This window comes from Streptomyces aurantiacus JA 4570 (genome assembly GCF_000414115.1).
GTDB classification, from domain to species: domain Bacteria; phylum Actinomycetota; class Actinomycetes; order Streptomycetales; family Streptomycetaceae; genus Streptomyces; species Streptomyces aurantiacus_A.
In genome coordinates, this window is the sequence record NZ_AOPZ01000359.1 from 1 (window position 1) to 12,375 (window position 12,375).

The window sequence follows — 12,375 nt, forward strand, 5'->3', positions numbered from 1 at the left end:
CCGCCGGTGCGGCCGGGCCGACACCCGGCGGTGCCCCGGCAGCCGAGTGCGCCCCATGGCGGCCGCGCTGCTTGTTCTCGGCCAGGGCGCGCAGGCACATCCAGCGGGCGAGCGCGTACAGCCACGCGCGGGTCTCGCCGTCGGGGCGGGCGCCGCGCCGCTCGGCCAGCGCGAGGACCTCGCCGAGCGCGGCCGTCGCGGCGTCGTGGTCGCACAGCACCGACAGGCAGTACGTGAACAGGCCGTCCAGGAACGGTTCGTAGTGCGTGAACGGAGGTGCCGGCGGCTGCGGGACCGTGCGCGGCACCACGCGCTTGCGGGCGCCGGGGTGCGCCCGGTGCGCGCCGGTGGTGTACGTGGGAGTTTCCGGACTGCTCATCACCCGTGCGAAGTTAGGCGCATGATGCAGGGGCCTTCCTCCCCCTTGAGCACATTTAATCCTTACGGGTGAACAGATCCCTCAAAAGGGGACAGGAAGCCATGATTCCGTTGCCCGTTCGATGGGCAGGAGTCTGCGCCGCCCCGAGCGTGCGGGCGCTGACGGGCGCTGGCGGGCGCTGTCAGTGGGGACGGCTACGGTTCACGCATGGCTGCCCGTACGAAAACCGCGAAGGACCGCCCGTCCTACCGCTGCACCGAATGCGGCTGGCAGACGGCCAAGTGGCTCGGCCGCTGCCCCGAATGCCAGGCATGGGGCACGGTCGAGGAGTACGGCGCGCCCGCGGTGCGCACGACCGCCCCCGGCCGTGTCACCTCCTCCGCCCTGCCCATCGGCGAGGTCGACGGCCGCAGCGCCACCGCCCGCACCACCGGCGTGGCCGAGCTGGACCGCGTGCTCGGCGGCGGCCTGGTGCCCGGCGCCGTGGTGCTGCTCGCGGGCGAGCCCGGCGTCGGCAAGTCCACGCTGCTCCTCGATGTCGCGGCGAAGGCGGCGAGCGACGACCACCGGACGTTGTACGTGACAGGTGAGGAGTCGGCCGGCCAGGTCCGCCTGCGCGCCGACCGCATCTCCGCGATCGCGGACCACCTGTATCTGGCCGCCGAGACCGATCTGGCCGCCGTCCTCGGCCACTTGGACGCGGTGAAGCCCTCCCTCCTGGTCCTGGACTCGGTGCAGACGGTGGCCTCGCCGGAGATCGACGGCGCCCCCGGCGGCATGGCACAGGTCCGCGAGGTCGCCGGCGCCCTCATCCGCGCCTCCAAGGAGCGCGGCATGTCCACGCTCCTGGTCGGCCACGTCACCAAGGACGGCGCGATCGCGGGCCCCCGCCTCCTGGAGCACCTCGTCGACGTGGTGCTGCACTTCGAAGGCGACCGGCACGCCCGCCTGCGCCTGGTCCGCGGCGTGAAGAACCGGTACGGCACGACGGACGAGGTCGGCTGCTTCGAGCTGCACGACGAGGGCATCACGGGCCTCACCGACCCCTCGGGCCTCTTCCTCACCCGCCGCGCCGAGCCCGTCCCCGGCACCTGCCTGACGGTGACGCTGGAGGGCCGCCGCCCCCTGGTCGCCGAGGTCCAGGCCCTCACGGTCGACTCGCAGATCCCCTCCCCGCGCCGCACCACCTCCGGCCTGGAGACGTCCCGCGTCTCGATGATGCTGGCCGTCCTGGAGCAGCGCGGCCGCATCACGGCCCTCGGCAAGCGCGACATCTACAGCGCCACGGTCGGCGGCGTGAAGCTGTCCGAGCCCGCCGCCGACCTCGCCGTGGCGCTCGCCCTGGCCAGCGCCGCGAGCGACACCCCGCTGCCGAAGAACCTCGTCGCGATCGGCGAGGTGGGCCTCGCGGGCGAGGTCAGACGGGTCACGGGCGTCCAGCGCAGACTGGCCGAGGCCCACCGCCTGGGCTTCACCCACGCGCTCGTACCGACCGATCCGGGCAAGGTCCCACCCGGTATGAAGGTCACCGAAGTCGCCGACATGGGCGACGCGCTGCGGGTCCTTCCGAGATCGCGTCGTCGAGAGGCCCCACGCCAGGACGAAGACCGCCGGTAGACTTTGCCCTGGTCTCGCCCATCCGTACGAAGCTGGGCCTGCACGAGGCGTGCAGCGGACGTGCGACACGAGGGCTAGGACAACCTGCGACCGGAGGAGTGCAGTGGCAGCCAACGACCGGGCAGCGGTTCCCGGCAAGCCCGGTACAGGCTCCGGTGCCGACGGGCTGATGCGCGCCTCCCTGAGCGCCGTCGCACCCGGCACCGCCCTGCGCGACGGCCTGGAGCGGATCCTCAGAGGCAACACGGGCGGGCTCATCGTGCTCGGCTCGGACAAGACCGTCGAGTCGATGTGCACGGGCGGCTTCGTCCTGGACGTCGAGTTCACGGCCACGCGGCTGCGCGAGCTGTGCAAGCTCGACGGCGGCATCGTGCTCGACAAGGACATCACCAAGATCCTGCGCGCGGGCGTGCAGTTGGTGCCGGACCCCACCATCCCCACGGAGGAGACGGGCACCCGGCACCGCACGGCGGACCGGGTGAGCAAGCAGGTCGGCTTCCCCGTCGTGTCCGTCTCGCAGTCGATGCGCCTGATCGCGCTGTACGTGGACGGGCAGCGCCGCGTCCTGGAGGACTCCGCGGCGATCCTGTCACGTGCCAACCAGGCCCTCGCCACCCTTGAGCGGTACAAGCTCCGCCTCGACGAGGTCGCGGGCACCCTGTCCGCCCTGGAGATCGAGGACCTGGTGACGGTGCGGGACGTCACCGCGGTCGCCCAGCGCCTGGAGATGGTCCGCCGGATCGCCACGGAGATCGCCGAGTACGTGGTCGAGCTCGGCACGGACGGCCGCCTCCTGACCCTCCAGCTCGACGAGTTGATCGCGGGCGTGGAGCCCGAGCGCGAGCTGGTCGTCCGGGATTACGTCCCCGAGCCCACCGCCAAGCGCTCGCGCACGGTCGACGAGGCGCTGGTCGAGCTGAACGACCTCACCCACGCCGAGCTGCTCGAACTGCCCACGGTGGCACGGGCGTTGGGGTACACGGGCTCGCCCGAGACCCTCGACTCCGCGGTGTCGCCGCGCGGCTTCCGGCTGCTCGCGAAGGTCCCCCGGCTGCCCGGCGCCATCATCGACCGGCTCGTCGAGCACTTCGGCGGACTGCAGAAGCTGCTCGCCGCGAGCGTGGACGACCTCCAGACGGTGGACGGCGTGGGCGAGGCCCGCGCCCGCAGCGTGCGCGAAGGACTCTCGCGGCTCGCGGAGTCCTCGATCCTCGAGCGGTACGTCTAGCCTCCGGAAAGCCTCAGTCCTTGGCCAGGACGCCTCAGTCCTTGGCCAGGACCTCAGTCCTTGGCCAGGACGCCTCAGTCCTTGGCCAGGACGAACGACGTCTGCGCGCTGCCCAGGCCGGGCGTGCGGGCCTCGACCAGGTAGGTGCCCGCCTTCGCGGCGCCCGGCGGAGGCGTCGCGCACCGCGGGGCGCTGGCCTTGCGGTCCCACTCCAGGGCGTGGGTCACCCGCCCGTCCGCGGGCACCCGGAACAGCAGGCTGGCCCCGGAGCCGGGGCAGTCCTCGGAGGACCACATCGCCTTGTCGGACCCGGCCTGAGTGATCGTCAACACGGTGCCCTTGCCGCCGAGATCGACCTTGCACGCCTTCCCGCCGGTGTTCACTGCGGTCAGCTCCAGCTTCGGCTTCTGCCCGGGCGCGTACGAATTCCGCAGGCTGCGCAGCTTCAACTTCACCGCGCCGGAGGTGCAGTTGGTGACGCTCGACCCGGCCGGCAGCCGGTCGCCCGAACCGCCGCCGCCCTTGGCGTCGTCCGAGCCGCCACCGCCCGCCCCGCCGTCCGACGACCCGTCGGAGCCGGAGCCGCCGGAGCCCTCCGCGTCGCCGGAGCCGTCGCCATCGCCGTCGCCGTCGCCGTCCGAGCCGTCCGACTCGTCCCGGCCGCCCGGGTGTTCACTGATCGCGGGCCCGGAGCCGGAGGGCCCGGGCGTGATGGATGTCGCGGGCCCGTTGCCGGACGGACCGTCGGCGCCGTTGTTCCCGCCACCTCCGCCCGAGGCGAGCGCCCACACGACAAGCAACAAGAGGAGTCCGACCACGGACAGCAGGACGGCCCTCCGGCGCCAGTAGATGGAGGAGGGAAGCGGCCCGATCGGATTGCGCAGTGATCCCACGCCCAAACCTTACGAGAGAACCGGGCGTTGTCCTGCCCCACCCGCCGCCTCAGGTCACAACTTTTGCGGATCATCATCCCGGCCGGGGCCGCCCGGACACCCCCGGGCGGCCCCTCACCCCTGTCTTTCGTCAGGTCGGTGATCCGCCGATCGCTGGATGTGACGAGTCAGGACCACTCCGTACGGTCCGTAATCATGGACACCATGGATTCTTCCGGCCTCTACCTAGACGTCACCGAGTTCGCCCACGACACCCCGGGCTGGGTGCAACACCTCGCGGAGGTGTGGACGGAACTGGGTCTGCTGCTCTTCGGCGTGCTGTTCGTCGTCGCCTGGTGGCGGGCCCGGCGCGGCGACCCGCGTGCCGTCGCGGTGGCGGTCCTCGCGCCGCTCGGCACGGCACTCGCGTACGTCATCAGTGAGACCGCGAAGTCCTTCGTCGACGAGGAACGGCCGTGCCGGGCCGTCTCCGGCGCGCTCAAGCCGCTCGTCGAGTGCCCGCCGCACGGCGACTGGTCGTTCCCGAGCAACCACTCGACGATCGCCGGCGCCGCCGCCGTGGGCCTCGCGCTCGCCTGGCCGCGGATAGCCGCACTCACGCTGCCGATGGCGGTGCTCATGGCCTTCTCGCGGGTGTTCGTGGGCGTGCACTACCCGCACGACGTGGGTGTCGGCCTGGTCCTCGGCGCGCTCGTGGCCTTCCTGGTGGTACGTCTCGCGGCCCGGCCCGTGGCACGGATCACGGAGGCGATGCGGGGGTCGCGGACCGGGGTGGTGCGGTGGTTCGCGGGGCCGGGCGCGGCCCCCGTCCCCGCGCGGCAGGCTCCGTACGCGTACTCCCGGGCGGAGCACCCCCACGAGCAGACCATGGCGTTGTACCGCCGCCCGGCGCAGCACCACCAGCCACAGCAACAACCGCGGTACCAGCCCGGGTACGAGCCCTCGTACGAGTCGCAGTACCAGCCCTCGTACCGTCCGGAGGAGCCCGACCCCCGCCCCTGACGCGGGGCTTCACGCCGACGCGGCCTCGCCGTCGTCCGCCACCAGACCCGCTTCGTACGCGACGACCGCCGCCTGGACGCGGTTCTTGACCTCCAGGCGGTCGAGGACCGCGCTCACGTACGCCTTGACCGTGCCCTCCACCAGGTGGAGGCGCGCGGCGATCTCCGGGTTGGACAGGCCGGCGCCGACCAGGCCGAGCACCTCGCGCTCACGCGGCGTCAGAACCGCGACGCGGGCGCGTGCTTCGGCGCCGCGCACCAGGCGGCGCGGGCCGTAGCCGTCGATCACCTGCCGTGCGACGCGCGGCGAGAGGAACGCGGCGCCGCCCGCCACCGCCCGGACGCCCGCGATGAGTTCGTGCGGGTCGCCGGACTTCAGCAGGAAGCCCGTGGCGCCGCCGCCGAGCGCCCGCGCGACGTACGCGTCCTCGGAGAACGTGGTGAGCATCGCGACCGCCGTGCCCGGCAGTGTCCGTACGATCTCCTCGGCCGCCGCCAGGCCGTCCAGGCGCGGCATGCGGATGTCCAGGAGCGCGACGTCGGGGCGGTGGGCCCGGGCCAGGTCGACCGCCTCGCGGCCGTCGGCGGCCTGGGCGACCACCTCGATGTCCGGGCCCGCGGCGAGGATGGCGCTCACGCCCGCGCGGATCATCGCCTCGTCGTCCGCCAGCAGGACCCGGATCACCGTGACCCCACCTTGTGTTCCGTGCCCGCCTTGGGGATCACTGTCTTGTCCACCAGCCTTCCGTCGTCGAAGCAGAGTCTGTAGTGGGTGAGGGAGGTGAAGAGCCGGTCGCTGGAGCGGTAGTAGCGGCAGTCGGCGCCCGGGGGCGGCGCGGTCGGCGCGCGCTCGGCGGGCGGGTCGGTGACGCTGCGGTCGGGCAGCACGGCGGCGACCTGCGACTGCGGCTGGCCTACGCGCAGCGCCGCGTAGTCGGCGGGCTTCAGGACGGAGTGCGTCTTGGTGTACGCGTACCAGCCGAAGGCTCCGGCGACGAGCACGGTGCCGGTGGCGACCGCGGCGCCGAAGGCGAGGGCCGTACGGCGGCGGGCGTGGGCGAGGGCCCTGCCGGGGGGTGCGGGTGTGGGGGGAGGTGGCGTGGTGCCGGGGGCGGGCAGGACCGCGGTCACGTGGAAGCCGCCGCCGCGCGGGCCCGTGGTCAGGGTGCCGCCGTGCGTCGCGATCCGGGCGCGCAGGTCGGCCAGGCCCGAGCCGGTGCCCGGTGGGGCGGGGCGGGGTGAACCCCCGTTCGGGGGCGGGGCGTTGGTGACCTCGATCGTCGTGCCCGCGTCCGTGTGGGTCGCCGCTACGGTCACGGGGGCGCCCGGGGCGTATTTGGCGGCGTTGGTCAGGGCTTCCTGGACCACGCGGTGCGCGAGGCGGCCGGTGTGGGGCGGGGGGTCGGCACCGTCTTCAGTGTTTGTAACGAACGTTCTATTTAGTGTGCGCAGGTTGTCCGTGCCGTCCGGGGGTTCGGAGACGTACCGCACCGGAAGCCCTGATTCCGCCGCTCGCGCCACCAGTTGCTCCACCGTCTCGCCGGGCGGGGCCAGCGGGGCGGTCTCGTCGCCCTCGTCCCGGAGTACGCCGATGACGGCGCGCAGCCGGTCCGTGGCCTCCGCGGCGGCCGCGCGCAGGTCCGACGCGGCGGCCCGGTGGCGGTCCGGCAGGTCCGGGGCCACTTGGAGGGCGCCCGCGCGGACCGCGATGAGGCTCAGTTCGTGGCCCAGCGAGTCGTGCATGTCCTGGGCGATGCGGGCGCGTTCGCGCAGCCGGGCGCGGTCGGCGACGATGCGCTGCTCGCGTTCGAGCTGGTCCGCGCGGGCCCAGCCCGCCGCCGCCAGCTCCCGGCCCTGGCGCCAGTAGCGGCCCGCGAGCCAGGGGAAGACCGCGCCGAACAGCAGCGTGCCGGTGAGCACCAGCCACTCCACGGTCGGGTCCACGTCCCGGACCGCGATCCTGGCCGTGCCCGCGGCCCACACCGCCGCGAAGGCCGCCAGGGCCGGGCGGGCGCGGGGGCCGTGCTTGCCGAGGAGCAACGCGAAGACGGCCAGGGCGGGGCCGTAGGACGCGGTGAACAGGGCGGGGGCGGTGAGGCCGAGGGCGGCGGCGAGGAGGAAGGCGGCGGCCGGGCGGGTGCGCCAGGTCGCGGCGGCGGCCGCAAGGACGGCGAGGCCCGTGAGGCGGGCCCACAGGGGGCGGGGCTCGTTCAGGCCGATGGCGTCGGCGCTCGCCGCGGGCGCGGCCAGGGCCGCCCAGAGGGCGGCGTCCACTGGGCGTCGGCTCTTCACTCCGTCGACGCTACTTGCCGCCCGGCGGCGGGCGCCCCTGTCGATCGTCAGGTTTCCCCGGCCGACCGCCCTCGCTACCCGCCGGACACGTCCTGCGCCGTGCCGTTGGCCCGCGGCCCACCGCCCCCGTGGCAGGATCGTCGGCATGCCGACCGCACTCGCCGCCGATCTCGTCAGCGACGGCACCGCCGACGCCCGTTCGCTGGATGAGCAGTTCCACTCACCCGTCATCGCCTGGTTCGAGGCCAACGCGCGCGATCTGCCGTGGCGGCGCGAGGACGCCGGGCCCTGGGGGGTCATGGTCAGCGAGTTCATGCTGCAGCAGACACCGGTGAGCCGTGTGCTCCCGGTGTACGAGCAGTGGCTCGCCCGCTGGCCGCGCCCCGCCGACCTGGCCAAGGAGGCGCCCGGCGAGGCCGTGCGCGCCTGGGGGCGGCTCGGGTATCCGCGGCGGGCGCTGCGGCTGCACGGGGCGGCCGTCGCCATAACGGAACGGCACGGCGGCGACGTACCGGCACAGCACGCGCAGCTCCTCGCGCTGCCGGGCATCGGCGAGTACACCGCGGCGGCCGTGGCGTCGTTCGCGTACGGACAGCGGCACGCCGTGCTCGACACCAATGTGCGCAGGGTCTTCGCGCGGGCCGTGACCGGCGCGCAGTACCCGCCGAACGCCACCACCGCCGCCGAGCGCAAGCTCGCCCGCGCCCTGCTGCCCGAGGACGAGCGCACCGCGTCCCGCTGGGCCGCCGCCTCCATGGAGCTGGGCGCCCTGGTGTGCACGGCGAAGGGCGAGGACTGCGCGCGCTGCCCGCTGGCCGCGCAGTGCGCCTGGCTGAAGGCGGGCAAGCCCGCGCACGTCGGGCCCGCGCGCCGCGGCCAGACGTACGCCGGCACCGACCGGCAGGTCCGCGGCAAGCTGCTCGCCGTGCTGCGCGAGGCGGTCTCGCCCGTCCCGCAGTCCGCGCTCGACCGGGTGTGGGACGAACCGGTGCAGCGGGCCCGGGCCCTGGACGGCCTGGTCTCGGACGGGCTCGTGGAGCCGCTGGCGGACGGGTTCTACCGGCTGCCCGTCTAAGGCGACACGCGGGCCGTCACCTGCGAAACATCGGCGAAACCACCGACATAAAGGGCATCTGCTCCCACACTCGCCTGCTGGTTTACGCCTGCCCTACTTCTGTTACACAACCGACGTACAGCCGTGCGTCCGCCGCTGGCTGCTCCGCACAACGCCGTGACACGGCCTCCGTAACTTCATTCCCGTACCGCACAGGCAAGGGATCAGCGGTCGCGAGGCTCACCGGAATCCTCCGGGGACAGCCGGGGATGAACGGGAACGGAGGCGGTTGGGTATGGCGCACGGCGAGGTGCTCGAATTCGAAGAGTACGTCCGCACTCGGCAGGACGCCCTGCTGCGCAGTGCCCGGCGGCTCGTCCCGGACCCCGTGGACGCGCAGGACCTGCTGCAGACGGCGCTCGTGCGGACCTACGGCCGCTGGGACGGCATAGCCGACAAGCGGCTCGCGGACGCCTATCTGCGCCGCGTCATGATCAACACGCGGACCGAGTGGTGGCGCGCCCGCAAGCTCGAAGAGGTGCCCACCGAGCAGCTCCCGGACGCCTCCGTGGACGACTCCACCGAGCAGCACGCGGACCGCGCCCTGCTGATGGACATCATGAAGGTGCTCGCCCCGAAGCAGCGCAGCGTCGTCGTGCTGCGACACTGGGAGCAGATGTCCACTGAGGAGACGGCCGCCGCGCTTGGCATGTCGGCCGGCACGGTCAAGAGCACGCTGCACCGGGCGCTCGCCCGGCTCCGCCAGGAGCTGGAGAGCCGGAACGCCGACGACTCGGCCGGTGCGGCCGAGTCGGCCGTGCCGACCCAGGCCAGGCGCGTGCTCGAACGTGAGGAGCGGGAGCGTTGCGCGGCCTGAGTGCCCGGACCGGACCAAGGCGCCGGGCCACAAGAGCCACAAAAGAGCTGAAGGCGGGGAGTACGGCGGTGGCCGTGCTCGCCGCCCTCGGCCTTTTGGCCGCCCTGACCGGCTGCTCCACGGGCGGCTCGGGCACGCGGGACGAGGGGCCGGCACGCGTCGGTGCCCTGCCTCCCACCTCGCACTCGGCCTCCCCGTCACCGACCCCGAAGAGCGTCGACGCGGTCCGGATGGTCAAGAACGACCCGAAGGTCAGCCTGGCCGTCAAGAGCGATCTGAAGCCGTGCGCCGCCGACGAGTACCCGGTGGACGTCTCCTACGGCAACCTGACCGGAGCAGGCTCGGCCGACGTCGTCGTGAATGTTCTGACCTGCGACGACAGGGTGGGCATCGGAAGTTACGTATACCGCCCCGAAGGCAAGAAGTACGAGAATGTCTTCGCCGACGAGCAGCCTCCGGTCTACGCCGAGATCGACCGCGGCGACCTGGTCCTCAGCAAGCAGCTGTTCGGCAAGGACGGCTCGGTCTCGGACCCGACCGGGGAAGAGATCATCACCTACCGCTGGACGGACAACCGCTTCGCCGAGACGGAACGCACACGCAACAACTACAGCAGCGCGGTGAGCGGCGAGACCTCCGCCCCGGCGGAGAACTGACGCCCACCCGAGCCCCGCAGCCCCAAAGCCCCCCGACCCCCTGAACTGAGCGGAACTGAGAGCACCCGATGGCAGAACACACCCATGTCCTGTTCGTCGAGGACGACGACGTCATCCGCGAGGCCACGCAGCTCGCACTGGAGCGCGACGGCTTCGCGGTCACCGCCATGCCCGACGGCCTGTCGGGCCTGGAGGCGTTCCGGGCGAACCGTCCCGACATCGCGCTGCTCGACGTGATGGTGCCCGGCCTGGACGGCGTCAGCCTCTGCCGCCGCATCCGTGACGAGTCGACGGTGCCGGTGATCATGCTGTCGGCGCGCGCCGACTCGATCGACGTCGTGCTCGGCCTGGAAGCGGGCGCCGACGACTACGTGACCAAGCCGTTCGACGGCGCCGTCCTGGTGGCCCGGATCCGCGCCGTGCTGCGGCGCTTCGGGCACGCCAGCGGGCCCGGCTCGGCCGCGCCCGCCGCGGAGAAGAGCGAGACCCCCGACGGCGGCGTGCTGACCTTCGGCGACCTGGAGATCGACACCGAGGGCATGGAGGTGCGCCGCGGCGGCGAGCCGGTCGCGCTGACGCCGACCGAGATGCGGCTGCTGCTGGAGTTCTCGTCCGCGCCCGGCACGGTCCTGTCCCGCGACAAGCTCCTGGAGCGCGTCTGGGACTACGGCTGGGGCGGCGACACGCGCGTGGTCGACGTGCATGTGCAGCGGCTGCGGACGAAGGTGGGGCAGGACCGCATCGAAACGGTCCGCGGGTTCGGCTACAAGCTCAAGGCGTGAGCTTGCGGCGTGCGGGAACACAGGGGTCTGCCATGGGGTGGGGACAGAGGTCTGCCATGGGCGGGGGACAGCGGTCTGCCATGGGCCGGGGACAGGGGTCTGCCATGGGCGGCGGCATGAACGCGGGCGCGAACCGGGCGTCCGCGCCGGGCGGTGCGCCCGGAGGCGGCCCTGGCGGTGCGCCGCGCGCACGGCTGCGGGCGCGCGGGCTGCTGGAGCGGCTGCGGTCACAGGGGCTGCGCGAGCTGCTCGGCACGCGGCTGCGCACGGGCGTGCGCTGGAAGATCGCCGCCGCCATCGGCCTGGTCGGCGCGCTGGTCGCGGTGGCGCTGAGCCTCGTCGTGCACAACGCCGCATGGGTGTCGATGCTCGACAACGCCCGCGACCTGCAGGACGAACGCGTTCAGATCGCCCAGCGCACCTACGACTCGCGCGGCACCACGTCCGCCATCTACGGCGCCAAGCTCGACGACCCGAAGCTCCCCAAGGAACTGCGGCACAAGGTCCTCACCGGCCGCCGGGCCACGTACGTACAGGAACACGCGAACGGCGAGCCGGACATCTGGGGCGCGGTGCCGCTGAGCAACGGCCGCGTCCTGTCGGTGCACTCCCCCTTCACCGACCGCAGCGCCGCCATCATGAAGGACCTCGACCAGGCCCTGGTCATCGGCTCCATCGCGGTCGTCTTCGGCGGCGGGGCCATCGGCGTGCTCATCGGCGGCCAGATAGCGCGGCGGCTGCGCAAGGCGGCTACGGCCGCGGGCGAGGTGGCGCAAGGTCAGACCGACGTGACCGTCCAGGAGGCCATCGGCGGTTACGTACGCGACGAGACCGACGATCTCGCGCTGGCCGTGGACGCCATGGCCGACGCCCTCAAGCAGCGCCTGGAGGCCGAGCGCCGGGTCACCGCCGACATCGCGCACGAGCTGCGCACCCCGGTGACCGGGCTGCTCACGGCCGCCGAGCTGCTGCCGCCCGGCCGGCCGGCCGAGCTGGTCAAGGACCGCGCCCAGGCGATGCGCACGCTCGTCGAGGACGTACTGGAAGTGGCCCGGCTCGACTCCGCGTCCGAGCGGGCCGAGCTGCAGGACATCACGCTCGGCGAGTTCGTCAGCCGCCGGATGGCCGTGCTGAGCCACGACGTGCGGGTCACGGTCGTGCACGAGTCGGTGGTCACCACCGACCCGCGCCGCCTGGAGCGCATCATCGGCAACCTCGTCGCCAACGCCGCCAAGCACGGCAAGCCGCCCATCGAGGTGAGCGTCGAGGGCCGTGTGGTCCGGGTGCGCGACCACGGCTCCGGCTTTCCCGAAGCCCTGCTCGCCGAGGGCCCGAGCCGCTTCCGCACCGGCTCCGCGGACCGCGCGGGCCGCGGGCACGGCCTGGGCCTGACGATCGCGGCCGGCCAGGCGCGGGTGCTCGGCGCGCGCCTGACCTTCCGCAACATCCGCCCGCCGGGCGCCGCGCCCGACGAGCCCGCCGAGGGGGCGGTGGCGGTGCTGTGGCTGCCGGAGCACGCGCCGACGAACACCGGGAGCTATCCGATGCTTCAGCTTCCGGACAAGTGGGACAAGTAGCCGACCACTCTCCGGGCGG

10 protein-coding genes and 2 pseudogenes are annotated in these 12,375 nt (G+C 73.2%); 8 read left to right on the plus strand and 4 right to left on the minus strand.

The features are described from left to right. Window positions 1-379 (minus strand): annotated as a pseudogene (locus STRAU_RS29715) (hypothetical protein); the annotation flags it as partial. 207 nt (window positions 380-586) lie between these two features. Here STRAU_RS29715 and radA point away from each other — a divergent pair. Both radA and disA read left to right on the plus strand, forming a co-directional pair. Next, window positions 587-1,996, plus strand: coding sequence for a DNA repair protein RadA (gene radA, locus STRAU_RS29720; protein WP_016644117.1), 1,410 nt, complete (start codon window positions 587-589; stop codon window positions 1,994-1,996). A gap of 103 nt (window positions 1,997-2,099) precedes the next feature. Continuing rightward, window positions 2,100-3,224, plus strand: coding sequence for a DNA integrity scanning diadenylate cyclase DisA (gene disA / locus STRAU_RS29725; RefSeq protein ID WP_016644118.1), 1,125 nt, complete (start codon window positions 2,100-2,102; stop codon window positions 3,222-3,224). Window positions 3,225-3,298: 74 nt separating this feature from the next. Here the strand turns inward: disA and STRAU_RS29730 are convergent, their stop codons facing one another. Beyond that, window positions 3,299-4,117, minus strand: a complete 819-nt coding sequence (locus STRAU_RS29730; RefSeq protein ID WP_016644119.1) for a hypothetical protein — start codon at window positions 4,115-4,117, stop codon at window positions 3,299-3,301. Window positions 4,118-4,312: 195 nt separating this feature from the next. Here STRAU_RS29730 and STRAU_RS29735 point away from each other — a divergent pair. Beyond that, a pseudogene (locus tag STRAU_RS29735) lies at window positions 4,313-4,954 on the plus strand (phosphatase PAP2 family protein); the annotation flags it as partial. 174 nt (window positions 4,955-5,128) lie between these two features. Here STRAU_RS29735 and STRAU_RS29740 read toward each other — a convergent pair. Both STRAU_RS29740 and STRAU_RS44515 read right to left on the minus strand, forming a co-directional pair. Then, window positions 5,129-5,803, minus strand: a complete 675-nt coding sequence (locus tag STRAU_RS29740) for a response regulator transcription factor (RefSeq protein WP_016644121.1) — start codon at window positions 5,801-5,803, stop codon at window positions 5,129-5,131. After that, entirely contained in the window at window positions 5,800-7,410 is a 1,611-nt protein-coding gene (locus STRAU_RS44515) for a sensor histidine kinase (protein WP_397892978.1), read from the minus strand. Before STRAU_RS44515 ends, STRAU_RS29740 begins: the two co-directional genes overlap by 4 nt. Before the next feature lie 145 nt (window positions 7,411-7,555). On the opposite strand from STRAU_RS44515, the gene STRAU_RS29750 reads away from it, so the two are divergent. The 5 genes from STRAU_RS29750 to cseC all read left to right on the plus strand — a co-directional run bounded on the left by STRAU_RS29750 (window position 7,556) and on the right by cseC (window position 12,356). After that, window positions 7,556-8,485 carry an HhH-GPD family protein gene (locus STRAU_RS29750; protein WP_016644123.1) on the plus strand — a complete coding sequence of 310 codons (930 nt, stop codon included), beginning with the start codon at window positions 7,556-7,558 and terminating at the stop codon, window positions 8,483-8,485. 274 nt (window positions 8,486-8,759) lie between these two features. After that, on the plus strand, window positions 8,760-9,341 hold the full coding sequence (locus STRAU_RS29755; protein ID WP_016644124.1) for a SigE family RNA polymerase sigma factor: 582 nt from the start codon (window positions 8,760-8,762) through the stop codon (window positions 9,339-9,341). After that, window positions 9,329-9,997, plus strand: a complete 669-nt coding sequence (locus tag STRAU_RS29760; RefSeq protein ID WP_078621586.1) for a hypothetical protein — start codon at window positions 9,329-9,331, stop codon at window positions 9,995-9,997. Before STRAU_RS29755 ends, STRAU_RS29760 begins: the two co-directional genes overlap by 13 nt. A 68-nt stretch (window positions 9,998-10,065) precedes the next feature. Then, window positions 10,066-10,779 (plus strand): two-component system response regulator CseB, encoded by a 714-nt coding sequence (gene cseB, locus STRAU_RS29765; protein WP_016644126.1) that lies wholly within the window; start codon window positions 10,066-10,068, stop codon window positions 10,777-10,779. 104 nt (window positions 10,780-10,883) lie between these two features. Further along, complete coding sequence (gene cseC / locus STRAU_RS29770) at window positions 10,884-12,356, plus strand: two-component system sensor histidine kinase CseC (RefSeq protein ID WP_016644127.1); 1,473 nt, start codon at window positions 10,884-10,886, stop codon at window positions 12,354-12,356. Window positions 12,357-12,375 lie beyond the last annotated feature (19 nt).